This is a genomic window from Brachybacterium aquaticum, from assembly GCF_014204755.1.
In the GTDB taxonomy this organism is placed as follows: domain Bacteria; phylum Actinomycetota; class Actinomycetes; order Actinomycetales; family Dermabacteraceae; genus Brachybacterium; species Brachybacterium aquaticum.
In genome coordinates this window covers 1,134,413-1,159,882 of the sequence record NZ_JACHLZ010000001.1, presented here as the reverse complement: position 1 = coordinate 1,159,882, position 25,470 = coordinate 1,134,413, and the positions used below count along the sequence as shown (strand labels likewise).

The following is a 25,470-nucleotide window of genomic DNA, read 5'->3' as shown; positions in this document are numbered from 1 at the left end:
CGCGATGTCCACCGGAATCACGACTGCGACGCATTTGCGCCAGGGGACAGCTTACGATCCCGTGAACAGCCGGTCAACCACCGGACACGGTCCGACCTGCGAGAACACGGTCACACCCTGTGGAACACGTCACCCCTCGGACGGCGCTTCCGGGGCGTCCGAGGCTTCCGGCTCCTCCACCGACACCACCTGGCCGTCGACGACGACCTCCGGGTGGGAGTGGCTGCCGGACGAGGCGGCGGCGATCGAGGCGATGGTGGCCCGGGCGAGGGCACGGGAGCCCTCGTCGTCGGCGAGGCGGTGCACGTCGCCGTGCTGCTCCTCGGCGCCGTTCTCGACGCCCTGCTCGTCCTCGTCCTTCGCTCCCCCGCGGCCGCGGCGACCGCGCCGGCGGGAGGACGACTTCGAGGAGTCCTCGGAGCCGCTGCCGCCGTTGCTGCCGCCACCGCCGTTGCCGCCGGAGCCGCCGCCGTGCTGGTGGCCGTGCTCGCCGTCCATGTCCACGACCATGCCGCGGCCGTGGCAGTGCTCGCAGGTGGTGGAGAAGGTCTCCACGAGGCCCTGGCCCACGCGCTTGCGGGTCATCTGCACCAGGCCCAGCGAGGTCACCTCGGCGACCTGGTGCTTGGTGCGGTCCCGGCCGAGGCACTCGACCAGGCGCCGCAGCACGAGGTCGCGGTTGGCCTCGAGGACCATGTCGATGAAGTCGATGACGATGATGCCGCCGATGTCGCGCAGCCGCAGCTGGCGCACGATCTCCTCGGCCGCCTCGAGGTTGTTCTTGGTGACGGTCTCCTCGAGGGAGCCGCCGGAGCCGGTGAACTTGCCGGTGTTGACGTCCACGACGGTCATCGCCTCGGTACGGTCGATGACCAGGGAGCCGCCGGAGGGCAGGTAGACCTTGCGGTCCATGGCCTTCAGCAGCTGCTCGTCGATGCGGTGCTTGGCGAAGACGTCGGTCTCGCCGACGTGGCGGGTGACGCGCTCGAGCAGGTCGGGGGCGACCTCGGAGACGTACTCGTGCACGTCGTCGTAGACCTTGCTGCCCTCGACGATCAGCGAGGTGAAGTCCTCGTTGAACACGTCGCGGACCACCTTGATGGCGATGTCGGGCTCCTGGGAGAGCGCGACGGGCGCGGACTTCGACTTCTGGGCCTTCTGGATCTTCTCCCACTGGGCGCGCAGGCGCTCGACGTCGCGCGTCAGCTCCTCCTCGCTCGCGCCCTCGGCGGCGGTGCGCACGATGACGCCCGCGTCCTCGGGGATGATCTGGCGCATGATCTTCTTCAGCCGGTTGCGCTCGGTGTCGGGCAGCTTCCGGGAGATGCCGGTCATGGAGCCGCCGGGCACGAACACGACGTAGCGGCCGGGCAGTGAGATCTGGCTGGTCAGGCGGGCGCCCTTGTGACCGATGGGGTCCTTGGTGACCTGCACGAGCACCGGGTCGCCGCTCTTCAGGGCGAGCTCGATGCGGCGCGGCTGACCCTCCAGGCCCGCGGCGTCCCAGTTCACCTCACCGGCGTAGAGCACGGCGTTGCGGCCCTTGCCGATGTCCACGAACGCGGCCTCCATCGAGGGCAGCACGTTCTGGACCTTGCCGACGTACACGTTGCCGACCATCGAGGTCTGCGACTTCTGGGCGACGTAGTGCTCGACGAGCACGTCGTCCTCGAGCACCGCGATCTGGGTGCGGCCCGGGCGCTCGCGCACCACCATCGAGCGCTTGACCGACTCGCGGCGGGCGAGGAACTCGGCCTCGGTGATGACGTTGCGGCGGCGACCGGCGTCGCGGCCCTCGCGGCGGCGCTGGCGCTTGGCCTCCAGGCGGGTCGAGCCCTTGACGGACTTGACCTCGTCGCGGGCCTCGCGCACCTTCACCACGGTGTTCGGCGGATCGTCCGGCGAGGAGCCGTCGTCCGAGGAGCTGCCGGAGCGGCGGCGACGGCGGCGACGGCGGGAGCTGGAGCCCGTGGAGGAGCCGGAGCCTTCGCCGGAGCCCTGGTCGCCGGTCTCGGCGTCGGACTCGTCGGAGCCCTCGGAGTCCTCCGCACCGTCGGCCGAGCCCGCGTCGTCGGACACGCCCTCGGAGTCCTCACCGTTCTGGGAGTCGTTCGGGGAGTCGTCGTCCCCGCGGCCGCGGCCGCGTCGGCCCCGACCGCCGCGACGGCGGCGGCGGCGCGAGGAGCCGGAGCCCTCGGAGCGCTCGGCCCCGTCCTGGTCGCCGTCGCCCTCGTCGGAGGAGTCGTCGTCCTCGGAGGTCGCGTGGTCCGCGCCGTCCGCGGCCGGGGCCTCGCCCTCGGCGCGCTGGGCGGAGCGGCGCGAGCGGGAGCGGGAGCGGCGGGAGGTCGAGGGGGTCTCCTCCTGCTCGCCCGTCTCCTCGTCCTCGTCGGTGTCCTCAGCGTCGACCGCGTCCTGCGGGCCGACGGTGGTGCGCGGCTGGGGGGTGGGCGCCTGGAAGAGCAGGGAGGCGAAGTCCATCTGGACCTGCTCGCGGCGGCGGGCACGGTCCTCGTCCTCGGTGGGGGCGGTCTCGGCAGGGGCGTCGGCCGGAGAAGCGGCCGGGGACGCGGCGCCGCGCGCGGAGGCGAGGGCGCGCAGATCGTCGACGACGGGGTTCGCCGAGAGCGCCTGCTCGGGGGTCTCCTCCTCGACGACGGGCTGCTCCGCGACGACTGGCTCCTCGACCGCCGGCTCCTGAGCCGCCGGGACGACCGCGGCCGGTGCCCCTGCGGGCGCACCGGCGCGGCGGCGCTTGCGGGGCGCGGAGACGGGGGCGGGAGCGAGGGGCTCGGCACTCTGCGGGGCGACGACGGTGCGCGGCGCGGTGCTCTCCGGCGCGGGCACGGCCGGCGGGGTGAACGCCGGGGCTCCGGCGGGGGCGCCGGCGCGCCGCCGACGGCGCACGGGCGGGGCGGCGGGCGACTCCTGCGACGAGGGGTCCTGCGCGGGGTTGTGGGTGCTCTCAGCCATGCGGCCGTCTCCTTCACGAGGGCCAGCGCACCCTGGCCCCGTCCGGTCATCGTCCCTGGGGACGGAAGTCTCTGGCCCTCGCCGTCGCGCAGCTCCCCTGCGGGAGCGCTGCGATGCCGTGCGTCGGGAGCGGTGCGGTCGCGGTGTTCCGCGTGGCCGTCGCTCCGACGACTCGGCGCCGGGAGGTTCTTCCGCCCGGTACGGAGCGGAAGAGTGCCTCGGTCAGTATGGCACAGCGCCGATCCCCGCCCGAGGAGGACATGCACCCACGTCACAGGGGACCATGGTCCTCAGGAGCGGCGGGTTCGCCGCCTAGCTTTTCTGACAGTGCGTCGTTCTCTGGGGAGGATCCATGGAAGCCCTCGACCTCGCACGGTGGCAGTTCGGCATCACCACCGTGTACCACTTCATCTTCGTGCCGCTCACGATCGGTCTGTCGCTGCTCGTGGCGATCATGCAGACCCGCGCGGTGCTGTCCAAGGACCCCGTCCGCAAGGACGCCTGGACGCGGATGACGAAGTTCTTCGGCTCGATGCTGATCGTGAACTTCGGCATCGGCATCGCCACCGGCATCGTCCAGGAGTTCCAGTTCGGCATGAACTGGTCGGAGTACTCCCGCTTCGTCGGTGACGTGTTCGGGGCGCCGCTCGCGCTCGAGGGCCTGGTCGCCTTCTTCCTGGAGTCGGTGTTCCTGGGCCTGTGGATCTTCGGCTGGGGCAAGATGCCCGAGCGGATCCACCTGCTGACGATCTGGGCGGTCGCGATCGGCACCATGGCCTCGGCGTACTTCATCATCGCCGCGAACTCGTTCATGCAGCACCCCGTCGGCGCGGTCCTGAACCCCGAGACCGGACGCGCCGAGCTCGATCCCGCGCAGGGCTCGATCCTCTCCGTGCTCACGAACATCACCACGCTCGCCGCATTCCCGCACGTCATCTCCGGAGCGTGGCTCGTCGCCTCGGCGTTCGTGGTCGGCGTCGCCTCCTGGCACATGGTCAAGCACCACAACAAGGCCCGCGAGCTGGGCCTTGCGACCCCCGAGGGCCAGGAGCACCATCACGCCGCCCGCGATCTGTACCGCCCCACCGTCCGCTTCGGCGTGGTGGCGATGTTCCTCTCCGCGATCGTGCTCGTGATCTCCGGCGACGCGCAGGCGAAGATCATGTTCGAGCAGCAGCCGATGAAGATGGCCTCTGCCGAGGCGCACTGCGACACCTCCTCCGGGGTTCCCTTCTCGATCCTCACCGTCGGCGGCCCCGACGCCTTCAGCACCGACTGCTCGGGCGTCACCCACCTCATCGGGATCCCCTACGTCACCTCGATCCTGGCGACCAACGATCCCAGCGCCACCCTGCAGGGCGTGGACGACCTCAACGCCCAGTACAAGGAGCAGTTCGGCGAGACCGCGACCGACATCCACGGCAACGAGGTCGAGGTGGACTACCGCCCGAACCTGTTCGTCACCTACTGGTCCTTCCGCCTGATGATGGGCCTGGCGGCCTTCAGCGGCATCGTCGCCTTCTGGGCGCTGTGGGCCACCCGCGGCAAGGGCGAGAATGCCCGCACCACCGGGTCGAAGGCCTTCCAGTGGTTCACCGTGCTCGCGATCCCGATGCCCTTCCTCGCCAACTCCGCCGGCTGGGTGTTCACCGAGATCGGCCGCCAGCCCTGGGTCGTCCACCCCAACCCCGACGACCCCACGATCCGGCTGATGACCATGCAGGGCGTCTCCAGCCATCCCGAGTGGATGGTGCTGACCTCGATGGTCGCCTTCACCCTCGTCTACGGCGTGCTGGCCGTGTTCTGGTTCCGCATGATGCAGAAGGCCGCGCTGAAGGGCGCGCCGCTGCCGCAGCGCGATCCGGAGACGGCCGAGCTCGACACCCCGACCCTGTCCTTCGACTACTGAGAAGGGACCGCAGATTCTCATGGACGCCTCCATGCTCGAGCCCACCGGTCTGCAGACCCTGTGGTTCTTCATCATCGCCTTCTTCTTCCTCGCCTACTTCGTGCTCGAGGGCTTCGACTTCGGCGTGCAGATGAACGTCGCCGCGTTCTGGAAGCGCGGCGTCGGCACCCGCGGCACGATCCTGCGCACCATCGGCCCCGTCTGGGACGGCAACGAGGTCTGGGTCATCACCGGCGGCGCGCTGCTCTTCGCGGCCTTCCCCGAGTGGTACGCGACGCTGTTCTCCGGCTTCTACCTCGCCCTGCTGCTCCTGCTGCTGGTGCTGATCGTGCGCGTGTGCGCCTTCAAGTGGCGCGACAAGGTCGACTCCGACCGCTGGAGGAACGGCTGGGACGTCGTCCACGTGATCGGCGGCTTCGCGCCCGCGCTGCTGTGGGGCGTCGCCTTCTCGAACATCGTCGCGGGCGTCGCGATCGACCAGAACCACTGGGTGACCACGTCTCTGCTGGGCCTGCTGAACCCCTTCGCGCTGCTGGGCGGGATCGTGTTCGTGCTCCTGTTCTGGCTGCACGGCACCCTCTACCTCGCCCTGAAGGTGGAGGGGCAGCTGCGCGAGGACGCCCACCGCCTCGCCGGGGTCCTGGTGTGGCCGACCATCGTGGCCGGCGCCGCCTACCTGCTGTGGTTCCAGTTCGCCCACTCGAACACGTGGCTGACCCTGGTCCCGATCGCGATCGCGGCCGTGGCGCTCATCGCCGTGGTGCCCTTCGTGCGCGCCCGCCGCGAGGGGCTCGCGTTCGGCGCGACCACCACCGCCATCGGCGGGGCCGCGGTCTCCCTCTTAGGCGGACTGTTCCCCTACGTCATGCCGGCCACGAACGATGCCGCGAACTCGCTCACGGTCGCGAACGCCTCCTCCACCCCGCACACCCTCACCGTGATGCTGGTGGCGCTGTGCATCTTCCTGCCGATCGTCATCGCCTACGTGATCTGGACCTACCGGGTCTTCCGCCACCGGATCGGCGACGAGGACTCCCCCGCCCCGGGCAGCCGCCTCGTGGAGAAGGCGAAGCAGGGCTACCGGGACGCGTTCGAGCAGAACTGACACAGAGCAGAACTGACACACTGTCCGCGATGACCACCACGACCGCCGCTCCCGACGCCCCCGCCGAGGAGAGGGCGAGCACCCGCCGCGCTCCGCTGGACCCGCGCCTGGTACGGGAGGTGCGCGCCGCCCGCACCCATGTGCTGCGCACCGTGGTGCTGGGGCTCGTGCAGGCGGCGTGCGTCATCGTCACCGCACTGGTCATCGCCCGGCTCGGCGCGGACCTGCTGATCACCCGCGACGTCCCGCAGAACACCCCGGCCCTGCTCGCCGTGCTGGTCGCGGCCCTGCTGGTCCGGGCCGGGGCCGTGCTCGTCGAGGAGGCGACCGCGCACCGCGCCGCGACCTCCGCGATCAGCGAGCTGCGCGCCCGGATCGTCGGCCACGCCGCCCGCCTCGGCCCCCGCGCCGGGGCGGGCCGCGGCGCGGACCTCACCGCGCTCGCGACCACGGGCATCGAGAAGCTGCACCCGTACCTCGTGGGCTACGTGCCGCAGCTGGTGCTCTCGGCGACCGTCACCCCGCTCTGCCTGCTCACGATCGCGGTGCTCGACCCGCTGAGCGCCGTGATCGCGGTGGTGACCCTGCCGCTCATCCCGATCTTCATGATCCTGGTGGGGAAGCTGACCGTCGGCCGCTCCGAGCGGCTCCTGGCGGACATGCGCTCCCTGTGGGCGCAGCTGCTGGACCTCGTGGACGGCCTGCCCACCCTGCGCGCGCTCGGCCGGGAGAAGGGCCCCGAGCGGACCGTCCAGGCGCTCGGCGATCGCCACCGCACCTCCGCCATGGGCTCGCTGAAGTTCGCCTTCCTCTCCTCCATGGTGCTCGAGCTGCTCGCGACCCTGTGCGTCGCGCTCGTCGCCGTGAGCATCGGCATGCGTCTGGTCTACGGGGACATGGACCTCGCCCCCGCGCTCGCGGTGCTGGTCCTCGCCCCGGAGGTGTACCAGCCGCTGCGCAACGTCGGCTCGCAGTACCACGCCTCGACCGACGGGCTCGCGGCTGTCGGCGCGGCCTTCGAGGTCCTGGACGAGGAGGCGCCGGCCGACGGGACCGCCCAGGCCCCGGACCTCTCGCGCTCCACGCTCGCGCTGCACGGGGTCTCGGTCCGCTCCCGGGACGGGCTCGCCCCGTCGGCCGCGGAGCTCGCGGTGCGCCCCGGCCGGGTCCTCGCTCTCACCGGCTCCTCCGGGGCCGGGAAGACCACCGCCGTGCAGGTGCTCCTCGGGCTGCTCGCGCCCGACGAGGGCCGCGCGGAGATCGTCGGCCCGGACGGCACCGTCACCGACGTGCGCGACCTCGAGCGCCGCACCCTGTGGGACCAGGTCGTCCATCTCCCCCAGCGGCCCGTACTGCCCCCCGGCACCCTGCGGGAGGTCCTCGCCGCCGCCCGCCCCGGCGCGAGCGACGAGGACCTCGAGGCCGCGGCTGCGGCGACGGGGCTCGACGCCGTGGTCGCCGAGCGCGGCTGGGACGCGGACCTCGGCCGGGCCGGGCACGGGCTGTCCCTCGGGGAGCGCCAGCGCCTCGCGCTCGCCCGGGCGATGCTCTCCCCCGCCCCGCTCGTGGTGCTCGACGAGCCGACCGCCCATCTCGATGGCGCCGCCGAGGCGGTGGTGCTCGTCCTGCTGCGCACCCTGCGCGCGCACGGCCGGACCGTGCTCGTGGTCGCGCACCGCTCGCCGCTGGTCGCGGTGGCCGACGACGTCGCCGTGCTGGAGGCGAGGACCCGATGAGCACCGCCACTCGCACCACCACCCGCGCCGCCGCTCACACCGCTGCCCCGCTCCGCCGCGCCGAGCAGGCCCTCGCGATCCCCCGCCGGCGCCTCGCCGCCGCGGTCCTCGCCGCCTGCGCGACCCTCGGCGCGGCCTTCGCCCTCGCCGCGGTCTCCGCCTATCTCGTCACCCGCGCCTGGACCATGCCGCCGGTGCTGGACCTCACCGTCGCGGTGGTGGCGGTGCGCGCACTCGGCGTCTCCCGAGGCGTGTTCCGATGGGTGGAGCGGATGCTTACCCACGACGTCGCCCTGCGCGGGGTCGTGTCGCTGCGCACGAGCCTGTTCACGGCGCTGGCCGCCCGCACCGACGACGCCCTGACCCGCCTTCGCCGCGGCGACCTGCTCGCCCGGCTGGGCGACGATGCGCAGGAGCTCGGCGACCACGTCATCAAGGCGATCGTCCCCGCGCTCGTGGCAGTGGTGATGGGCGTGGTGGTGCTCGCGACCTTCGCGCCGCTGTCGCTCACCGCGACCGCCGCGATGGCCGCCTCCCTGGTCCTCGCCTCCGTGCTCGCGCCGCTGTTCGCCCTCCGCGCGGCACGGCTGCGTGAGGAGGCGGTGGTGACCACGCGCTCCTCGGTGACCGCGCAGGCGCTGGAGATCCTCGACGACGCCTCCTCGCTGCGCCTCGCGGGCCGGCTCGAGGAGTCCCTCGACGCCCTCGGCGCCTCCCAGCGCGCGCACGACGCCTCGATCGACCGCGCCGCCCTGCCCTCCGCGATCGCCGCCGCCGCGGTGCCGGCGAGCATGGTCCTCGGGGTGCTCGGCTCCCTGCTCGCCGCGGGTGCGGCGTGGACCGCGGGCGACCTCTCCGCCGGGCAGATCGGCATCCTGCTCCTGCTGCCGCTGTCCTCCTTCGAGGCGGCGACCGCCCTGCCCGCCGCCGCGACACAGCTCGCCCGCTCGCAGGCCGCCGCCGGGCGCCTCGACCAGCTCGTCGGCGAGCCCGTCGGCGAATCCGCTCCGGTCCCCGCGGACCGCCCCGCCACCGCGACCCTGCAGGCGACCACCCTCACCGCCGGCTGGACCGCCGACGCGCCGCGGGTCGCGGCTCTCGACCTCGACCTCCCGCCGGGCTCGCGCCTCGCCATCGTCGGCCCCTCCGGCTCCGGGAAGTCGACGCTGCTGGCGACCCTCGCCGGGCTCCTCGCCCCGCTCGAGGGGCAGGTCTCCTCCCCGGACGGCCCGCTGCGCGAGGTCGTGACGATGTTCGCCGAGGACGGGCACGTCTTCGCGACCACGCTGCGGGAGAACCTGCGGGTGGTGCGCGGGGACCTCGCCGACGAGGAGCTCACCCGGGCGCTCGTCGCGGCGGGCCTGGACGACTGGCTCGCCGGGCTCCCCCGGGGCCTGGACACGATGCTCGGGCCCGACGGCACCACCGTCTCCGGGGGTGAGCGCAGGCGCCTGCTGCTGGCCCGTGCGGTGCTGCGCCGCGGCCCGGTGCTGCTGCTCGACGAGCCCACCGAGCACCTGGATGCCGCGCGCGGCGACGCGCTGCTGCGCGCACTGCTGGATCCGTCGGACGCCTCGCTCGTCCCCGCCGCGTCGACCGTCGTGGTCGTCACCCACCGCGTCGACGCGATCCCCACCGGCACCCCCGTGCTGCGTCTGCTGCCCGGGGCCCGCACCGTGCTCGAGGAGGCACCGTGACCCCGCACCGCAACCCGCCGACCACCCCTCCCGAGCGGCCCGGCCGCCCCCGCGTCCAAGACCTCGCCGGGGCCGTGCTCGCCGGCGGTGACACCGAGGAGCTGCTGGACCTCCTGGTCCGCTCCGCGCGCACCGATCTCGGCGCCCGCAGCTCCGTGCTCGTGATGCCGCTGGAGAAGGACGTGTGGGTCGCCGAGATCGTCTCCGGCCCCGACGCGGGGGTGCTGCTCGGCGAGCAGCTGCTCGAGGGGCAGGAGATCTTCACGGCGCTCGAGCAGGCCGACGCCGACGCGCTCGAGGCCATCGGCACCTTCGACATCGGCGAGGAGACCTGCCGGGTGCTGCTCGCGGTCGTCGACGCCGCCGAGCACGGCACAGGGCTGCTGGGCGTGCTGCGCCCCGAGGAGTCCGACGCCTTCACCGCCGCGGACCGGGAGCGCCTGGACGCGCTGGCGGGCCTCGTCGGCCTCACCCTGCGCGTCCCCTCGCTCGGCGCGGACGCGGAGATCGACGACGAGCGGAGCCGCATCGCCCGCGACCTGCACGACCTCGCGATCCAGGAGCTGTTCGCGGTGGGGATGGAGCTGGAGGGGCTGGTCGACTCGCTCGGCTCCCCCGACGTCACCCCGTCCAAGGCCCGGATCCGCTCCTCGGTCGCGACCAGCGTGCAGGGGGTCGAGAACGCGGTCGCGCAGATCCGTCAGATCGTGCAGTCCCTGCGCCGCGAGCGGGCCGAGGCGACGCTCACCGAGCAGCTGCGCCGCGAGGTGGGGCTCGCGACCTCGGGGCTCGGCTTCGTGCCCTCGCTGCGCCTGCCCCCGCACCCGGCGGAGATGGACGCCGAGCTGCCGCCGGAGATCGCGGAGGACGTGGTCGCGGTGGTGCGCGAGTGCCTCGCCAACGCCGCCCGCCATGCGCATGCGAGCGCGGTCGCGGTGTCGGTGAGCGTGTTCTCCGAGGGCGTGGACCGGGTGGTGCAGGTCAACGTCTCGGACAACGGTCGGGGCATCGATCCGACGGTGCGGCGCCGCAGCGGCCTGGCGAACATGTCGGCGCGCGCCCGGCGCCATGCCGGCTGGGTCGATGCGATAGGCCTCGAGCCGGGCACGATGATCTCGTGGCGGGTCACGCTGCCCGCCCCCTGATCACCGCGCGATCACTGGGGCTTCCAGCCCGCCCGCCGACGGGCCGCGACCATCGCGGCGACCTGGGTGCGGCGCTGCATGCCGAGCGCCTGCAGGATGACGGTGACGCGGTTCTTCACGGTCTTCTCGGCGATGCCGAGCGCCTCGGCGATCTCGCGGTTGGAGTGCCCGTTGCCGATCAGCTCGACGATCCGCTGATCGGACTCGGACAGGTCCGGGCCCTCGTCGGCGTGGTCGGCGGGCCAGATGCTGCGCCCGGCGTGGACGGCCTGGATCGCGGCGATGATCTCCTGGGAGCGGGCCGACTTCAGCATCAGCCCGGAGGCGCCGGCGGCGCGGGACTCGCGCAGGGCCGCGTCGTCGTCGAAGCTGGTCAGCACCAGCATCTTCTGCTCGGGGTCGAGCTCGCGCGCCTTCTTCATGACGTCGATGCCGGTGCCGTCGGGCAGCTGGAGGTCCACGAGCAGCACCTGGGGGCGGATGGCCGGGAGGCGACGGTTCGCCTCGGCCACGGAGGACGCCTCGCCGATCACGGTGAGCGCGTCGCTCGCGTCGATCGCGGTGACGATGCCGCGACGGACCACCTCGTGGTCGTCCACCAGCATCACGCGGATCGGGCCGCCCTGTTCGGTCGCTGTCACTGAGCGTCCTTCCTCACGTCGTCCTGCGCTGATTCCTGCGCTGAATCCCTGGTGGGTCGTTCGACGAAGCAATCTACCGCACGGCGGGGCGCATCGTCCGTCGAGCCCAGCCGACCGTGCTGCGCCAGGTCTCGTGCAGGGTGCGGCCGTGGCGCCACTCCCGCCAGGTGAGGGCGAGGATGAGCGCGTCCAGCACCGTGAGCACGACCATCATCGCCGTCGGGTGGACGACCAGCTCGTAGACCTGGAAGACGAGGAACCCGCCGAGGGCGAGCATCGCCCACGGATAGACGCGGGTCGTGCCGCGCAGCAGGGCCAGCACGATCGCGACCTTCACCAGCCCGTGGAGCAGCAGGTAGAGCGCGAGGAAGGTCGTGGCACCGGCGTCGGGGTGGGCGGCGCCGTGCACGAGGAGCGTGGCGTGCAGGGCGTGGGGGTCCTCGATCAGCTCCCGGGCCGTGACGGCGCGGACCGTGCCGAGGATCTGCCCCGGGGTGACGACCATGAGCACGATCCCGCCGAGCAGGAGCACGAGGTCGAGCACATGCTCCCGCGTCGTGCCGTTCCGGGGCTCGTCCTCGACCCTCATCGCCGCCTCTGGCAGCGCGGGCAGAAGTGGCTGGAGCGGTTCATGAAGGGCACACGGCGGATCGCGGTGCCGCAGCGGGGACACGGCTCCCTCTCGCGGCCGTAGGCGGCGAGCTCGCGCGCGAACCAGCCGCTGTTCCCCTCGACGTCCACGTACAGCGCGTCGAAGCTCGTGCCGCCCGCGGCGAGGGCCCGCTCCATCACCTCGCCGGCGGCGCGCAGCACCGACAGGGCGCGGCGCTGGCTCAGCGCCTCGCCGGGGGTGTCGTAGCGGGTACGGGCACGCCACAGCGCCTCGTCGGCATAGATGTTGCCGATCCCGGAGACGACCTCCTGGGCGAGCAGCAGGGACTTCACGGGGGCGCGGCGCTCGCGGATCCTTCGCGCGATCGCGGGGAGGTCCGCGGCGGGATCGAGCAGGTCGCGGGCGATGTGGGCGGCCGAGGCGGGCAGCAGCGCGTCCGGGCTGCCGAGGCCCGCGGCGCGCCCGTCGGCCGCCTCGACGAGCGGGCTGGTCCAGAGCCCGCCGAACAGGCGCTGGTCGAGGAAGTCGATCCGGGAGCCGTCGTCCAGGTGCAGGGAGACGCGGCGGTGGCGCAGCGGATCCGGCGCGGGGCCCTGGTCCGGCAGTGCGGGGGCGGACGGTACGCCGTGCGGTGTCGTCACCCGCATCTGCCCGCTCATGCCGAGGTGCGCGGCGAGCGCCTCGCCCGCCTCGGCGCCGTCCTCGTCGTGAAGGCGCCACCACAGGAACTTGCCGCGCCGCACGACGGCGGTGAGGGTGCGGCCGACGATCGCGGCGCGCAGGCGGTCCTCCCCGCCCGCCTGGCGGCGCAGGCTGCGGGCGTCGAGGACCTCGAGGCCGCTGATGGTGCGGCCGACGGTACGGGGCTCGAGGCCGCGCCGCACCACCTCGACCTCGGGCAGCTCGGGCACGGCTCAGCCCCCGGGGATCAGCGACTCGCCGCGCTCGGCGAGGATGCCGCGGACCGCGTTCTGGGCGGCGGCGAGCTCGGCGTCCTTCTTCGAGGCGCCTTCGCCGGTGGCGGTGACGATGTCGGGCACGGTGACGGTCGCGGAGAAGGTCTTGGAGTGCTCGAGCCCGGACTCGGTGAGGGCGTAGGCGACACTCTTCCCCTCCGCGGCGGCGATCTCCTGGAGGCGCGACTTGAAGTCGTAGCCGGCCTCGAGGAACTCGTCGGAGTCCAGCAGCGGGCGCAGCAGGTCCATGACGAAGCGGCGCGAGACGTCCTGGCCGAGCGCGAGGTGGACCGCGCCGATCACGGCCTCGGTGGTGTCGGCGAGGATCGAGGCCTTGGTGCGGCCGCCGGTGAGGTCCTCGCCGCGGCCGAGCCGCACATACGCGCCGAGGTCCACACGCGAGGCGACCACGGCGAGCGCACGGGTGCTCACGGTCGCCGCACGGCGCCGGGCCAGATCCCCCTCGGGCAGGGAGGGGTGGGCGACGTAGAGGTGCTCGGTGACGGCCAGCTGCAGCACCGCATCGCCGAGGAACTCGAGCCGCTCGTTGTGGGGCAGCCCGTCGTGCTCGTAGGAGTAGGAGCGGTGGGTCAGGGCGAGCTCGAGCAGGCCGGACTCCTCGAGGTCCGCGGCCTGTCCGGCGTCCAGCGGGAGCGTCTCGAGCAGACCCTTCGGGGCGGCGGCCTCGGTGGCGCGGCGCCTGCGCGCCATCAGGCCTTCCCCGGGGCGTCGTCGGAGGCAGTGCTGACGTCGGGGGTGCTGTCGTCAGAGGTGCTGTCGTCGCTGTCGAACAGCCCCTTCAGCGCGGCGAAGCGCTCGTCGATGACCTCGTGGTGGTGGTCGGGGTCGTCCTCCATGCGGAATCCGCACTGGGCGCATAGGCCCGGGCAGTCCTCGCGGCACAGGGGGCGCTCGTCGGCCTCCATCGCAAGGGCGTCGCGCACGAGCGGGCCGAGGCGCACCTCGTCGTCCTCGAGCAGGACGGAGTCCTCGAGCTCGTCGGCCTTCACCTTCTCGGGGTAGAGGAAGAGCTCGTCGAGGCGGGCGGTGACGTCCTGCTCGACGGGGTCGAGGCAGCGCGAGCACTCGCCCTCGAGGCGGGCGGTGACGGTGCCGTGGGCGTAGATGCCCTCGACGACGGACTCGAGCTCGAGGTCGAGGGCGATGTCGTCGCCCTCGGCGACCTGCATTGCGAGACCGCCGGCCTCGCGGGCGGGCGCGGGGACGGTGCGGTCGACGTGGCGGTGGGAGCCGGTGCGGCCGACGAGGTCGACGGCGTCGAAGCGCAGCGACTCGTCGAGCGGCGAGGTGGAAGCGGCGTCGGTGGTCATCTGCTCAGCGTACGTCCGAGTCGGAGGCGGCGGCGAGCGCCTGCTTCGAGGGGCCGGGGAGCATGTCGGAGACGTCACCCCCGAGGGCGTGCACCTCCCGCACGAGCGAGGAGGAGATGTGGGCGTAGCGGGAGTCGGTGAGGAGGAAGAGCGTGTCGATCCCCTCGAGGTGGTGGTTCATCCGCGCCATCGGCTCCTCGTAGGCGAGGTCGAGCTGGGAGCGCAGCCCGCGCACCACGGCGCCGGCACCGACCTCGCGGCAGAAGTCGACCAGCAGCCCCTTGGGGAGGGTGCGCACCTCGACGGTGTCGGCGAGGCCCTCCTCGGCGAGGATCTGCTGGATCGCGCCGGTGCGGGCGTCCAGGTCGAGGGTCCCCTTCTTGGAGGGGTTGTGGGAGACGGCGATGATCACCCGGTGGCCGAGGGCGGCGGCCCGCCGGGTGAGGTCGAGGTGCCCCAGGGTGAAGGGGTCGAACGAGCCGGGCAGGACGACGGTGGTCATGGCGACGACTCTAGTGCTCAGGCGAGCTGGATCCGCACCTCATGGCGGCCGTCGTCGTGGATTTCGCCGATGGTGACGGTGCCTGTCGCGCCCGCGAGCTCGTCGGTGCCGGAGCCGGGGACGATGACGTACTGGAGCTCGGGCTCGCCCGCGGCCATGGTGCCGAGCTGCTGGAGGACGAGCGTGCCCCGCCTCCCGCCGAGGGTGCCCTCGAACGTCTCGGAGACCACGTAGCCGGCGCTGCCGGTCTCCGGGTCGCCGGCGGTCAGCATCACGCCGCGGGAGGTGCCCTCGGCGCCTCCGGTCCACTCCTTGGCCAGGTCGAAGCGGGCGTCGGCGCCGGGGAGCGGGTCGCCGAGGGTCATGCGCACGGTGAAGACGGCGTCGAGGGAGGTGGGGGTGCCGGCGGTGGTGTCGCTCATGGGGTCAGTATTCCCGGTCGCGCGTTCGGGCGTAGGCCGACGGGGTGAGCCCGGTGGCGGCGCGGACGTCGCGGATGAAGTGGGACTGGTCGAACCACCCGAGGTCCTGAGCGAGGTCGGGCAGCGGCCGGGGATCCCGGCGATCGATGGCGGCGATCGCGTCCTGCACCCGGGCGCGCAGCAGTATCCGCTTGGGGCCGACGCCGAGGTGGTGGCTGAACATGCGCTGGAGGGAGCGGACGGAGCGGTGCACGCGCCGCTCGAGCTCGGCGGTGCTGGTGACGCCCGGGTCCTCGAGCTGGGCGAGCGCCTCGAGGAGCTCGTCGTGGCCTGGAGGGTCACGTGGGTCGAGGGAGAGGAGCCAGGCGTCCAGGAGAGGTGCGGCGGAGGTCGCATCGGGGGCGTGCGGCGCACCGATCCCTCCCGGCATCGCGGCCCCGAACCAGTCGGCGGCCGCGACGGTGCGGTCACGGACCTCGGCCGGCTCGGCCTCCGTGAACGCGCGGGTGCCTCCGAGGCGGAACCGGAGGCCGACCACTCCCCCGCTGCCGGTCTGGGTGACGTCGAAGCGGCCGCGGGTCACGGGGCCGGTGATCCAGGTGCCGCCCCCGTCGGCCTCCGCGCGGCGTACCCCTCCCCACTCGCGCGTGAGGTGGATGGTGGGGTCGTCGAGGGTCGCGACCCGGTGCTCCTCCCCGGGGGCGAGGTCCCAGGTCACCGACCAGTAGCGGTCCACCCAGCGCCGCAGCGCCGGAGCGGGCTCGGCGTGGTCGTAACGGGCGCGGCGGAGGAACTCGTCCGGGCGCAGGACGTGGCCGTACATGTGGCTGGGCGGATCGTCAGTCGGGGTGTCGGGCCGGGTGCCGGCAGCGCCTGCGGATCCCGTCGCGTTCGTCCAATCGCGCGCAGGTGCCATGGGGGCAGTGTGGCAGGCATGACGACGACGAACAGCACCCCTGACCCCACCTCCACCTCCGCCCCGCTCGCGCGCCTGGCGATGATCACCCTGGACGCGACCGAGACCGAGCCGCTCGCACGGTTCTGGTCGGAGGTGCTGGGCTGGCCGATCGCGCACCTCACGGAGGAGTACGCGATGCTGACCGGTCCCTCGCACGCCCTCGGCATCGGCACGATCCCCGACCACCAGCGGCCCTCCTGGCCGGATCGCGGGGCCAAGCAGTTCCACTTCGACCTGGCGGTCGAGGACCTCGAGGCCGTGGCGGAGCGCTGCGTCCAGCTCGGTGCGGAGCGGGTGGAGGAGCAGCCTGGCGAGACGTGGATCGTGCTGCGCGACCCGGCGGGGCATCCGTTCTGTCTGACGGACGCGGCGAACTGGGGCTGAGCGGTCAGCCGGACTGCTGGGCGCGGTGCTCGTTCGCGAGGATCGCATAGGTCATCCCGTCCAGCCATCGGCCGCTGCGGTGCAGGGACTCCTCGCGGAACACGCCCTCGAGGCGCAGGCCGATCTTCTCCATGACGCGGCGGGAGGCGAGGTTCTCGGCGAAGCAGGACGCCTCGACGCGATGCACGCCGAGCCCGTCGACCGCGATGTCGAGCAGGGCGGCAGCGAACTCGGTGCCCAGGCCCTGTCCCTGGGCGGACGGCGCGAGGACCCAGCCGAGCTCCGCCTTCTGGCCGGCGGCCTGCTCGCGCATGTCGGCCTGTGACCAGGCGTCCTGCCGCTCGAGCTTGCCCGTGACGACGATGCGCCCGCCCTGCAGGCCGACGACGCAGCTGTCGAGGGTGCGGTCCCACCACTGCTGGTGCTCCTCGAGGGTGGCACTGAGGGTGGTGGTCCACTCCTGCACCTCGGGAAGGCCGTACCAGGGCCACACCTGGGCGGCATCCTCGCTGCGGCCGCGGCGCAGCACGAGCCGGTCGGTGCGCAGGGGCCAGTCGAGCTCGTCGAGGGTGCGTGTCATGCCGTCAGCGTAGTGGGGTGCCGCGCGGTCAGAACGGCGGGGGTCCGTACCCGGGTGTCGGCGGGAGCGGTGGCGGGCCGGGGTCCTTGCCGGAATCGTCGGCGGCATCCTCGCCGGAGTCGTCGCCGGCATTCGTCCAGTACTCCGTCAGGTGCTCGCCCCAGCGCTGGGCCTAGAGCGCATCGGCGATCTCCTCCGGCGTCTCCTCGGCCACACCGAGGCGGAGCAGGGCGTCGAACTCGAGCTCGCAACGGTACTTCTCCCACATGTTCTCGAGCAGGTCGGAGAGCTCGCGGGTGACGAGGTCGCGGTTCAGCGGGACCTCGCACACCGCGGCGTCGCCAAGGCGCCAGCGCGTGAGGCCACTGTCCTCGTCGCGGTCGGGATCGAGGAGTCCGGCGGTCTTCATGCGGTGGTGGGAACGGCAGAGGCGGTGGAGGTTCTCCACGCTGGTCGGTCCGCCGCGGGAGGGGTTCTCGAGGTCGAACTCCTCGATGTGGTCGGCCTCGCCGATGGTCATGACGTTCCGGGTGCAGCCGGGGGCGGCGCAGACCGGGTCGATGACCCGCAGGTTCTCGGCCATCGCGGCCGACGGACGGTAGGTCTTCGACGTCCCGGGGAGGAACGCGCCGGTGATCGGGTCGGTGAGGACCCGCTCGAAGGCGGGGGCCTTGGCCACGAGGTCGCGGGCCATGGCGGCGGGGACGGGGATCGTGCCGTCGAGGGTGGCCGGGGCGTCCGTGAGGCCGAACAGCGACAGCGCCGGGACGACCAGGGAGATCCGGAAGGCGGGCTCGGGCACCTCGATGCTGCCGGTGTCCAGTGCGGAGCGGGTGGCGATGGCGTAGCGGAGCGCCTCGAGCGGCAGCTGCTTCCCCTGGCGTGCGGCCTCGCCGCCCTGGTCGAAGGGGATCGGTGCCCCGTTCGCGAGGGCGCGGCGCTGGGCGTCCTGGACGGCGCGGGCCGCGGCGTCCAGTCGTCGGCCGAGCGCGAGGATCTCCGGGATCGGGCCGCGGATGGTGAGGCAGGCCGTGCCGTCGCCATCGGGCGAGGCCTGGAAGAACACGGAGCGCTTCTCCTCGGCCGACCCCTCGACGGCCGCGCGCCCGAACCAGTTCAGCAGGTGGCGAAGCTCCCGGTAGAAGCGCTCGACGTCGATCGCCTCCAGCTGCCAGGCGGCGACGCGCTCGTCGACCTGGCGGCGCTGGTGGGAGGTGAGGCGCAGCGTGCTCCGCAGCAGCCACTCGAACCACTCCACCGGCAGCGCGCCCTCCTCCACACGGGCGAAGCAGGCGGGCAGATCCGTCACGGCGACGTGGGCATCGCGCAGGCGATCGTCACCGCGCGTGAGCTTCACCCGCAGACCGGCGGCCGCCGCGAGGGCGTGGAGCGCCTTCTCGTCCGACTCGTCCCCTTCGCACCAGAGCAGGGCGAGGTCCCGTATCTCGCCGACATAGAACGCGGCGTGCTCCTGCCGGCGGCGGCGGAAGATCCGCAGCACCGCCTCCGCCTCAGGGGTGCGCGGGGCGACATCGGCCCGCTCGACGAGGGACTGCGCGGTCAGCGGGGTCCGTGCGCGGACGACGGGGCGAGGCAGTTCGCCGGGGCGCTCGGGAGGGAGCTGTGCCGGGGCGCCGTGCTGGGCGGCGTCCGAGAGGTCGGGATCCGGCGTGTCCGCCCACGGGAAGAGCGTCTCGGCCGACTCATCGTGGTGCAGCTCCTCGTCACCCATGACGCTCCCCCTCTCGATCTCTCCAGCGTCTCCCCTGCGGCATCCCCTCGATGCCACTCCTCCATTTTAGAACACTCGCTCGGAACGATCCATACCCACCGCAACATTGCTCGAAAATGTGGATAACCCGGTCCGGTGGAGGAACGGTCAGGCGATATCCACACAGCATCCACGCAATGTGGATACCCGCAGGTCACTTGCGTGTATCAACAGACGACAAGGAAAAGATGTGTGCCACGACAGCACGGATGGCCACCTCAAAGAAATGTCGCCTTCACCTCGACAGAAAGGGCATCAACCTCACCGCACAGCCGCCCGACACATATTCATCCGACTTTTTCAAGGGGTACGCCGAAAATGTGGACAGTCCCTTCCGGAACACTCCTCGCGGGCTCACTCCCCGCCGTCGTCCACCAGCGGGCCGCCGTACTGCAGCACCGTCTCCCCGTACGCCTTCGTCCCGTCGTCGGCCCACCCTTCGGGCCACTCCAGCGGCCGGGTGCGGGAGGAGCGCTCGACGACCACCAGGGCGTCGTCGGCGAGCGCCGGGCGCAGGGTGACGAGCAGCTGCTCGAGCTCCTCGGTGGGCACGTCGTAGGGCGGGTCGAGGAACACGAGGGTCGCGCGCGCGGCGCCTCCGTCGGCCGACGTGCCCCCACCCGCCGACGCACCCAGCTGCGCCGCGACGACCCCGGCCTTCCCGGCGCGCACGTCGACCCTCCCGGCGAGCCCGAGCTCGGTCGCGGTGCGACGCAGCTGCTTCACGGTCGCGCCGTGCAGCTCCACGAGCAGAGCGTGCTCCGCGCCACGGGAGAGGGCCTCGAAGGCGAGGGCACCGGTGCCCGCGTAGAGGTCGAGGACCCGGGCGCCGTCGAGCGCGTCCCAGCCGGCGAGTCGGCTGAACAGCGCCTCGCGCACGCGGTCGGAGGTGGGGCGGGTGCCCTTGCCGGGCGGGCCGGGGATGGTGCGGCCGCCGAGGCTGCCGGAGATGATGCGCGGCATGTCAGCTCCTCTCCACGTCGGGGTCGGCGTCCCGCAGGCGCAGGGCGATGGCGCCGGCGAGCTGGGTGTGCTCTTCGAGATCGGGATCGCCCTTGACCACGGCGAAGGCGACCTCGCGGGCGGCCTCGATGAGGCGGCTGTCGCGCAGCAGGTCCAGGTGCTTCACGGTGGACTGCAGGCCCGACTGCTCCTCCCCCACCAGGTCACCGGCGCCGCGGCGGCGCAGGTCGAGCTCGGCGAGCAGGAACCCGTCGGACGTGTCGGCGATCGCCTGGAGGTGCGTGGAGTGGGCCTCGCCGGGCTCGGCGCTGGTGTCGAAGAATGCGATGCCGGGGTGCTCGCCGCGGCCCACGCGTCCGCGCAGCTGGTGGAGCTGGGAGACGCCGAAGCGCTCGGCGTCCAGCACGATCATCACCGAGGCGTTGGGGACGTCGACGCCCACCTCGATCACCGTGGTGGAGACGAGCACGTCGATCTCGCCGGCCGCCATCTCGGCCATGACCTCCTGCTTCTCCTCGGTGGTGAGGCGGCCGTGGAGCACGCCGATCCGGGCGCCGGCGAGCTCGGGGCGGGTGGCGAGTCGCTCGGCGGTCTGGGTGACGCCGCGGGCGGGGGCGAGGCCGGGGTCCGGCTTCTCGCGCCCGTACTCGTCCAGCTCCTTCGGGGCGGGGGCGTCGGCCTCCCCCTCGTCGATGCGGGCGCAGACGACGAAGACCTGACGGCCCGCGGCGATCTCCTCGCCGGCGCGCTGCCACATCCGCTCCTCCCAGCGGGCGAGGCGCTCGTGGACGACGAAGCTGGTCACGCCGCCGCGTCGGCCCGGGCTCTCGCGAAGGGTGAGCACGTCGAGGTCGCCCACGGTGGCGAGCGCCGCGGTGCGCGGGATGGGGGTGGCGGTCATGACCACGACGTGGGGGCTCATGCCGCCGGGGCCCTTGGCGCGCAGGCGGCGCCGGTGGTCCACGCCGAAGCGGTGCTGCTCGTCGATGACCACGAGCCCGAGGGAGGCGAACTCGACGCTCTCGGTGAGCAGGGCGTGGGTGCCGACCACGATCCCGGCCGCGCCGGAGGTGACGTCCAGCAGGGTCTCGCGGCGCGCGGTGGTGCGCTGGGAGCCGGTGAGGAGGCGGACGCGGGTCGCGTCGGGATGGCCGTCGAGGTGCCCGGCGCCGGCGAGGTCGCCGAGCAGGCCCACGATCGTGCGGTGGTGCTGCTCGGCGAGGACCTCGGTGGGGGCGAGCAGCACGGCCTGGTGGCCGGAGTCGACGGCGCGGAGCATGGCGCGCAGGGCGATGACGGTCTTGCCGGAGCCGACGTCGCCCTGGAGCAGGGCGCTGGTGGGGTGGCCGTTGCCGATGCGGGAGGCGAGCTGCTCGCCGATCTCGTGCTGCCCCTCGGTGAGGGTGAAGGGCAGCCGCTCGTCGAACAGCGGCTGCAGCGGACCCTCGGCGCGCAGCTCGGGCGCGGGGGTGCGCAGGTCCTGGGCGCGGCGCTGGGCGAAGATCGCCTGGAGGACGAAGGCCTCCTCGAAGCGCAGATGGGTCATGCCGCGGCGGGCCTCGCCGAGCGTGAGCGGGGTATGGAGCAGCCGCGCGGCCTCGGCGAGGGTGGGCAGGCCGCGGTGGGCGAGGACCTCCTCGGGCAGGATCCGCTCGGCGGTGTCCGCGAACTCGAGGCCCTTCTGGGTGGCCGAGCGCATCGTGGCCTGGGAGATGTTCTTGCGGAGCGGGTAGATCGGGCGCGGGCGCTGCGCCCAGGCGAGGCCCTCCTCCGTGTCCTCGACCTGCTCGTAGTCGGGATGGACGATCTGTCGACCGCCGCGATACCCCTCGCCCACGGTGCCGTGGACGACGATCCGCGCGCCGCGGGGCAGACGGCTTCGGTGCCAGCCCGAGAGATGGCGCTTGCCGAGGAAGAAGGTGAGGGTGACCGTCGCGGTGCCGTCGGTGACGTCGACCTCGAGCAGGGTGCCGGGGCGGTTGCGCATCGTCCGCTCGTGGATGTCCTGGACGGTGACGACGGCGCTGATGTCGTCGCCGACCTCCGCGTCGTACAGCGAGGTGAGCGGACCCGGGACCACGTAGCGGCGCGGGGCGAAGCGCAGCAGCGCGTCGATCTCCCGCACGTCGAAGGAGGCCAGCGCCTTGGTCTCCTTCTCCGTGAGCAGCTCCGACAGCGGCATGACACCGCGCCGGGCGGGCTGCTTCCGGGCCATCGTGGGTCTCCTCGTCCTGTCGTGGGTACACTTCCTGCGCGCCCCCATCGTGCCACTGCGCTGGGACATCGTGAGGGAATCCACAGCCCGTCCACCGCGCCCGCCCTTCCTCGGGCGGAGGGAACTGGGCTATGCTTCCGTGGTTGCCCTGACCGCCGGGGGCTCGCACCTCCGCGCTCACCCAGGTCACCGGCCCCGCCCTTCGATGCGGGGATGGAGCGGGCACCTCGATCAGAAAACGACGTACCAGGAGACGACAGTGGCTGCTTCCACGTGTGACATCTGTGCCAAGGGCCCTCGCTTCGGCAAGGCCGTGTCTCACTCGCACCGCCGCACCTCGCGTCGCTGGAACCCGAACATCCAGTCGGTCCGCACTGTGATCAACGGCACCAGCAAGCGCGTGAACGTGTGCACCTCCTGCCTCAAGGCAGGCAAGGTCAGCACGCTCGGTGCCTGAGCGAGACCGCAAGGACTCACTTCGAAGGAGCCCTCACCCGATCGGGTGAGGGCTCCTTCGCTGTGCACCCCCGCGACGTCAGGCGACGGCTCTCTCAGGACACCGCTGCCGCGACCTGTTCGAGCAGCTCCTCGGAACGCTCCCGCTCCCCCGTGCGATGCAGGTGCGCGGCGGTGAAGAAGGCCTCGTGGACGAGGTGGGCGCGGCGGCGCAGCAGCACGGCCGACGGGTCCTCGGGGCGCGTGCGACCCAGGAGCGCCCGCGCCTCGAGATAGGCGAGCACCTGTCCCTCGACCTGGGCTTCGGTGAGCGGGGCGTACCAGGGCTCGGCGGTGATCGGCCCGCCGATGAAGGCGAGGTCGCGGGCCAGATCGCCGACCTGGGCCCACTCCCAGTCGACCAGACGCACCTCACCCGCGTCGTCGACCAGCAGGTTCGCGGCGGCGGGGTCACCGTGCAGCAGCACCGGATCGACGTCGCGGAAGGCAGGGGCGGCGCGCTGCTGGTGCCGGCGCACGGCGGGCCACAGCGGGGCGAGGACCTGCGCGGCGGCCGGCTCGTGCGTGCGCCACCAGCTGAGGGCGCTCTCGGCGCCGCCGACGGGGTCGATCCGCTCCGGGACGGGCAGGCCCGTCCGGTCGCCCGCGTGGTGCAGACGCGCGAGAGTGCGGGCGAGGGCGGCGAGGAGCGCCTCGTCGGCCCAGACGGCAGACGGGAGCACGCGCCCCGGGACCCGCGTGGTGACGGCGTAGGCGATCCCGTCCTCCTCCCCCACGGCGATCGGCGCGGCGGCGAGGCCGTCCGGGACGCGGGCGAGCATCGCGTGCTCCTCGCGCAGCGACTGCGGCAGCTCGGCGAGGTCCTTGTGGGGGACGCGGAGGACGAGCTCGTGGGGGCCCTCGCCGCTCTCCCTCTCCCCGCGGAGCAGGAGATGGGCGGCGAAGGACTCGCCGCGGCCGAGGGGCTCAAGGGTGAGGTCGTCCACAGTGCCGTCGGCTGCAGCGTCCGTCGAGGCATCGTGCCACCACTCGGGATGCCGACGGGCGAGGGCGAGCAGGGGGTCCATGGATCCTCCTCGGGGGAGCGCGTCTTCAGTCGAGGTCACGCAGCACGGCGGTCAGCCCGTTCGGGATCTCGACGAGATGGACGGGGTCCACCTCCTCGCGACGCAGCGTGTGGAGCAGAGGTGCTGTGTGCGGGTCGGTGGGGTGGTTGTCGAGGTCATAGGTGGCGACTCCGAGCGTGCCGAGGTCCTCGAGCTGGGCGGCGAGGCACAGGGCGACATCGTGACGGGCCGTGGGCGCGGCGGCGTCCACGGCCTCGAGGGTGCCCTCGCGGGCTGTGCCGACGGGCTCGTCGTACAGATCGGACAGCGCCGCGATCTTTCCGCCGCGCAGCACCGCCCAGGAGTGCTCCCGCACCGCTCCGCCCAGGAACTCCTCGCCCACCTCGCGGCGGAGCACGTCGCGCGCAGCGACCGGGGACCAGCTCGCGTGCTGCCAGGCGTAGCGGTCGGTCAGCGCGTCCACGAGCTGCTTGCGGAGCAGGTCGGACCACGGGACGGCGCGCGCGGCCCCGTCGGCCGACGACCGCACCGCGGCGCACCACCGGGACGTGCGATCGGTCGCGACCTCGACGCGCAGCAGCGGGACCTCGAGGTAGGTCACCGCGCCGAGTGAGCGCAGGAAGAGGTCCCGCTCCGAGCCGGGCGCCACCTTGCTGGACAGTGGTTTATCGCTGTATCCACCGAGTTCGCGGGGAAGGGCTGTGCCGTGGCCGCGGCGGCGATGATCGGGCGCGATCTCGAGCTCGACGAGGTCGCGGCCGGGATGGACGGGGTTCGGCCCGATGCGGCCTACGCCGATCACGTCTCCGTCCACCTCCAGCACGAGGGCCCGGAACCCCGCCCGCCACCGGTCCGGCTTCAACCAGGTGAAGCGGTGGCCGTCGCGGAGGGAGTCGGCCTCGGTGGCGGGGCGGGAAGTCCGGGCCCCGGTGCTCATGGGCGAAGCGCTCACTCCGCGGCGGCGCCGGCGAACGTCGCTGTGTCGATCACAGCACGGAAGTGGACCTTGCCGTCGACCACGCGGTCGTAGGTCGCGTCGGCCTCGTCCACCGAGATGGTCTCGATCTTCGCGGCGACGCCGTGCTCGGCGCAGAAGTCGAGCATCTCCTGGGTCTCGGGGATGCCGCCGATGTTGGAACCGGCGAGGACCTTGCTGCCGCCGATCACGGAGCCGAAGCTGAGCTGCTGCTTGGCGGGCGGCAGGCCCACGACGGCCATGACGCCGCGCGGGGCGAGCAGGCGCAGGTAGCGGTCCACGGGGATGTCGGCGCTGATGGTGTTGAGGATCAGGTCGAACTCGCCGCGGTTGGCGGAGAAGAAGTCCTCGTCGGTGGTGGCGAGCACGCGGGTCGCCCCGAGGGCGAGGGCGTCCTGCTCCTTGGCGAGGGTGCGGGTGAGCACGGTGACCTCGGCGCCCATGGCGACGGCGATCTGCACGCCCATGTGGCCGAGGCCGCCGAGGCCCAGCACGGCCACCTTCTTCGCGCGGCCGTCGACCTTCTCGCCCGCACCCCAGCGGTTCAGCGGGGCATAGGTGGTGATGCCGGCGCAGAGCAGCGGGGCTGCGACGTCGAACTCCAGCGCGTCCGGGATGCGGCACACGAAGCGCTCGTTGACGACGACCTTCTCGGAGTAGCCGCCCTGGGTGATGGTCCCGTCGACGTCCTCGGCGTTGTACGTGCCGACGTTGCCCTCGAGGCAGTTCTGCTGCTGGCCGGCGCGGCACTCGATGCACTGCCCGCAGGAGTTGACCATGCAGCCCACGCCCACGCGGTCGCCGACCTTCCAGTCGGTGACGTCCGCGCCGACGGCGGAGACGACACCGGCGATCTCGTGGCCGACGGTGAGGGGGAAGTGCGCCTCGCCCCACTCGTTGCGGATTGTGTGGATGTCGCTGTGGCAGATCCCGGCGGCCTTGATGTCGATGACCACGTCATCGGCGCGCGGGTCGCGGCGCTCGATGGTGGTGACGCGGAACGGCTGGTCGGGGCCGGTCTTCTGCAGGGCCTTCACGGTGATCGGCATGGGGTGCTCCTCCGGGTCACGGGG

General features: G+C 72.8%; 23 protein-coding genes. 7 read left to right on the top strand and 16 right to left on the bottom strand.

The genetic code is table 11. The features are described from left to right. Positions 1 to 129: 129 nt before the first annotated feature. A complete protein-coding gene (locus tag HNR70_RS05165; RefSeq protein ID WP_184324711.1) occupies positions 130 to 2,970 on the bottom strand; it encodes an Rne/Rng family ribonuclease in 2,841 nt (946 codons plus the stop codon). A gap of 352 nt (positions 2,971 to 3,322) precedes the next feature. Between HNR70_RS05165 and HNR70_RS05160 the strand changes: the two genes are divergently transcribed. The 5 genes from HNR70_RS05160 to HNR70_RS05140 are packed head-to-tail and all read left to right on the top strand — an operon-like array spanning position 3,323 to position 10,562. Continuing rightward, positions 3,323 to 4,879: a cytochrome ubiquinol oxidase subunit I gene (locus HNR70_RS05160; RefSeq protein ID WP_184324710.1), complete on the top strand. Its 1,557-nt coding sequence runs from the start codon at positions 3,323 to 3,325 to the stop codon at positions 4,877 to 4,879. Between the two features lie 31 nt (positions 4,880 to 4,910). Then, entirely contained in the window at positions 4,911 to 5,984 is a 1,074-nt protein-coding gene (gene cydB, locus HNR70_RS05155; RefSeq protein ID WP_246375152.1) for a cytochrome d ubiquinol oxidase subunit II, read from the top strand. Between the two features lie 29 nt (positions 5,985 to 6,013). Continuing rightward, on the top strand, positions 6,014 to 7,720 hold the full coding sequence (gene cydD / locus HNR70_RS05150) for a thiol reductant ABC exporter subunit CydD (protein ID WP_184324708.1): 1,707 nt from the start codon (positions 6,014 to 6,016) through the stop codon (positions 7,718 to 7,720). Beyond that, positions 7,717 to 9,417, top strand: coding sequence for a thiol reductant ABC exporter subunit CydC (cydC, locus tag HNR70_RS05145; RefSeq protein WP_184324707.1), 1,701 nt, complete (start codon positions 7,717 to 7,719; stop codon positions 9,415 to 9,417). The genes cydD and cydC overlap by 4 nt, the downstream gene beginning before the upstream one ends. Continuing rightward, a complete protein-coding gene (locus tag HNR70_RS05140; protein WP_184324706.1) occupies positions 9,414 to 10,562 on the top strand; it encodes a sensor histidine kinase in 1,149 nt (382 codons plus the stop codon). The genes cydC and HNR70_RS05140 overlap by 4 nt, the downstream gene beginning before the upstream one ends. A gap of 11 nt (positions 10,563 to 10,573) precedes the next feature. Here the strand turns inward: HNR70_RS05140 and HNR70_RS05135 are convergent, their stop codons facing one another. The 8 genes from HNR70_RS05135 to HNR70_RS05100 form a co-directional block, all read right to left on the bottom strand. Next, the gene (locus HNR70_RS05135; RefSeq protein WP_184324705.1) at positions 10,574 to 11,203 is read right to left on the bottom strand and encodes a response regulator transcription factor; all 630 of its coding nucleotides are present in this window, start codon (positions 11,201 to 11,203) and stop codon (positions 10,574 to 10,576) included. Positions 11,204 to 11,276: 73 nt separating this feature from the next. Next, positions 11,277 to 11,792 (bottom strand): DUF2127 domain-containing protein, encoded by a 516-nt coding sequence (locus HNR70_RS05130; RefSeq protein WP_184324704.1) that lies wholly within the window; start codon positions 11,790 to 11,792, stop codon positions 11,277 to 11,279. Then, on the bottom strand, positions 11,789 to 12,727 hold the full coding sequence (mutM, locus tag HNR70_RS05125; protein WP_184324703.1) for a bifunctional DNA-formamidopyrimidine glycosylase/DNA-(apurinic or apyrimidinic site) lyase: 939 nt from the start codon (positions 12,725 to 12,727) through the stop codon (positions 11,789 to 11,791). The genes HNR70_RS05130 and mutM overlap by 4 nt, the downstream gene beginning before the upstream one ends. A gap of 3 nt (positions 12,728 to 12,730) precedes the next feature. After that, positions 12,731 to 13,483, bottom strand: a complete 753-nt coding sequence (gene rnc, locus HNR70_RS05120) for a ribonuclease III (RefSeq protein ID WP_184324702.1) — start codon at positions 13,481 to 13,483, stop codon at positions 12,731 to 12,733. Next, the gene (locus tag HNR70_RS05115; RefSeq protein WP_184324701.1) at positions 13,483 to 14,103 is read right to left on the bottom strand and encodes a YceD family protein; all 621 of its coding nucleotides are present in this window, start codon (positions 14,101 to 14,103) and stop codon (positions 13,483 to 13,485) included. Before HNR70_RS05115 ends, rnc begins: the two co-directional genes overlap by 1 nt. Before the next feature lie 4 nt (positions 14,104 to 14,107). Further along, positions 14,108 to 14,605: a pantetheine-phosphate adenylyltransferase gene (gene coaD, locus HNR70_RS05110; protein ID WP_184324700.1), complete on the bottom strand. Its 498-nt coding sequence runs from the start codon at positions 14,603 to 14,605 to the stop codon at positions 14,108 to 14,110. 17 nt (positions 14,606 to 14,622) lie between these two features. Then, positions 14,623 to 15,027, bottom strand: a complete 405-nt coding sequence (locus HNR70_RS05105) for a DUF3224 domain-containing protein (protein WP_184324699.1) — start codon at positions 15,025 to 15,027, stop codon at positions 14,623 to 14,625. Between the two features lie 4 nt (positions 15,028 to 15,031). Further along, on the bottom strand, positions 15,032 to 15,943 hold the full coding sequence (locus tag HNR70_RS05100) for an AraC family transcriptional regulator (RefSeq protein WP_184324698.1): 912 nt from the start codon (positions 15,941 to 15,943) through the stop codon (positions 15,032 to 15,034). 18 nt (positions 15,944 to 15,961) lie between these two features. Here HNR70_RS05100 and HNR70_RS05095 point away from each other — a divergent pair, with 18 nt between their 5' ends. After that, positions 15,962 to 16,369: a VOC family protein gene (locus HNR70_RS05095; protein ID WP_184324697.1), complete on the top strand. Its 408-nt coding sequence runs from the start codon at positions 15,962 to 15,964 to the stop codon at positions 16,367 to 16,369. A gap of 4 nt (positions 16,370 to 16,373) precedes the next feature. On the opposite strand, the gene HNR70_RS05090 is transcribed toward HNR70_RS05095, so the two are convergent. From HNR70_RS05090 to HNR70_RS05075, 4 genes are all read right to left on the bottom strand, one after another. Then, positions 16,374 to 16,949, bottom strand: coding sequence for a GNAT family N-acetyltransferase (locus tag HNR70_RS05090; protein WP_184324696.1), 576 nt, complete (start codon positions 16,947 to 16,949; stop codon positions 16,374 to 16,376). Positions 16,950 to 17,121: 172 nt separating this feature from the next. Then, positions 17,122 to 18,681: an HNH endonuclease signature motif containing protein gene (locus HNR70_RS05085; protein WP_246375151.1), complete on the bottom strand. Its 1,560-nt coding sequence runs from the start codon at positions 18,679 to 18,681 to the stop codon at positions 17,122 to 17,124. Positions 18,682 to 19,074: 393 nt separating this feature from the next. Next, a complete protein-coding gene (rsmD, locus tag HNR70_RS05080; protein ID WP_184324695.1) occupies positions 19,075 to 19,683 on the bottom strand; it encodes a 16S rRNA (guanine(966)-N(2))-methyltransferase RsmD in 609 nt (202 codons plus the stop codon). A 1-nt stretch (position 19,684) separates the two neighbouring features. Next, on the bottom strand, positions 19,685 to 21,898 hold the full coding sequence (locus HNR70_RS05075; protein ID WP_184324694.1) for an ATP-dependent DNA helicase RecG: 2,214 nt from the start codon (positions 21,896 to 21,898) through the stop codon (positions 19,685 to 19,687). Positions 21,899 to 22,157: 259 nt separating this feature from the next. Here HNR70_RS05075 and rpmB point away from each other — a divergent pair, with 259 nt between their 5' ends. Continuing rightward, positions 22,158 to 22,355 carry a 50S ribosomal protein L28 gene (gene rpmB, locus HNR70_RS05070; RefSeq protein ID WP_114855689.1) on the top strand — a complete coding sequence of 66 codons (198 nt, stop codon included), beginning with the start codon at positions 22,158 to 22,160 and terminating at the stop codon, positions 22,353 to 22,355. A gap of 94 nt (positions 22,356 to 22,449) precedes the next feature. On the opposite strand, the gene HNR70_RS05065 is transcribed toward rpmB, so the two are convergent. The 3 genes from HNR70_RS05065 to HNR70_RS05055 are packed head-to-tail and all read right to left on the bottom strand — an operon-like array spanning position 22,450 to position 25,446. Continuing rightward, positions 22,450 to 23,421 (bottom strand): phosphotransferase, encoded by a 972-nt coding sequence (locus HNR70_RS05065; RefSeq protein ID WP_184324693.1) that lies wholly within the window; start codon positions 23,419 to 23,421, stop codon positions 22,450 to 22,452. Between the two features lie 25 nt (positions 23,422 to 23,446). After that, on the bottom strand, positions 23,447 to 24,358 hold the full coding sequence (locus tag HNR70_RS05060; protein WP_184324692.1) for a GNAT family N-acetyltransferase: 912 nt from the start codon (positions 24,356 to 24,358) through the stop codon (positions 23,447 to 23,449). An 11-nt stretch (positions 24,359 to 24,369) separates the two neighbouring features. After that, the gene (locus HNR70_RS05055) at positions 24,370 to 25,446 is read right to left on the bottom strand and encodes an NAD(P)-dependent alcohol dehydrogenase (protein WP_184324691.1); all 1,077 of its coding nucleotides are present in this window, start codon (positions 25,444 to 25,446) and stop codon (positions 24,370 to 24,372) included. Positions 25,447 to 25,470: the final 24 nt, after the last annotated feature.

Bases quoted from the DNA above. Each gene is read 5' to 3' on its own strand.
- HNR70_RS05165 (WP_184324711.1), bottom strand. From the start codon at position 2,970: ATGGCTGAGAGCACCCACAACCCCGCGCAGGACCCCTCGTCGCAGGAG.
- HNR70_RS05160 (WP_184324710.1), top strand. From the start codon at position 3,323: ATGGAAGCCCTCGACCTCGCACGGTGGCAGTTCGGCATCACCACCGTG.
- cydB (WP_246375152.1), top strand. From the start codon at position 4,911: ATGCTCGAGCCCACCGGTCTGCAGACCCTGTGGTTCTTCATCATCGCC.
- cydD (WP_184324708.1), top strand. From the start codon at position 6,014: ATGACCACCACGACCGCCGCTCCCGACGCCCCCGCCGAGGAGAGGGCG.
- cydC (WP_184324707.1), top strand. From the start codon at position 7,717: ATGAGCACCGCCACTCGCACCACCACCCGCGCCGCCGCTCACACCGCT.
- HNR70_RS05130 (WP_184324704.1), bottom strand. From the start codon at position 11,792: ATGAGGGTCGAGGACGAGCCCCGGAACGGCACGACGCGGGAGCATGTG.
- rnc (WP_184324702.1), bottom strand. From the start codon at position 13,483: ATGGCGCGCAGGCGCCGCGCCACCGAGGCCGCCGCCCCGAAGGGTCTG.
- HNR70_RS05115 (WP_184324701.1), bottom strand. From the start codon at position 14,103: ATGACCACCGACGCCGCTTCCACCTCGCCGCTCGACGAGTCGCTGCGC.
- coaD (WP_184324700.1), bottom strand. From the start codon at position 14,605: ATGACCACCGTCGTCCTGCCCGGCTCGTTCGACCCCTTCACCCTGGGG.
- HNR70_RS05105 (WP_184324699.1), bottom strand. From the start codon at position 15,027: ATGAGCGACACCACCGCCGGCACCCCCACCTCCCTCGACGCCGTCTTC.
- HNR70_RS05100 (WP_184324698.1), bottom strand. From the start codon at position 15,943: ATGGCACCTGCGCGCGATTGGACGAACGCGACGGGATCCGCAGGCGCT.
- HNR70_RS05095 (WP_184324697.1), top strand. From the start codon at position 15,962: ATGACGACGACGAACAGCACCCCTGACCCCACCTCCACCTCCGCCCCG.
- HNR70_RS05090 (WP_184324696.1), bottom strand. From the start codon at position 16,949: ATGACACGCACCCTCGACGAGCTCGACTGGCCCCTGCGCACCGACCGG.
- HNR70_RS05085 (WP_246375151.1), bottom strand. From the start codon at position 18,681: ATGGGTGACGAGGAGCTGCACCACGATGAGTCGGCCGAGACGCTCTTC.
- rsmD (WP_184324695.1), bottom strand. From the start codon at position 19,683: ATGCCGCGCATCATCTCCGGCAGCCTCGGCGGCCGCACCATCCCCGGC.
- HNR70_RS05075 (WP_184324694.1), bottom strand. From the start codon at position 21,898: ATGGCCCGGAAGCAGCCCGCCCGGCGCGGTGTCATGCCGCTGTCGGAG.
- HNR70_RS05065 (WP_184324693.1), bottom strand. From the start codon at position 23,421: ATGGACCCCCTGCTCGCCCTCGCCCGTCGGCATCCCGAGTGGTGGCAC.
- HNR70_RS05060 (WP_184324692.1), bottom strand. From the start codon at position 24,358: ATGAGCACCGGGGCCCGGACTTCCCGCCCCGCCACCGAGGCCGACTCC.
- HNR70_RS05055 (WP_184324691.1), bottom strand. From the start codon at position 25,446: ATGCCGATCACCGTGAAGGCCCTGCAGAAGACCGGCCCCGACCAGCCG.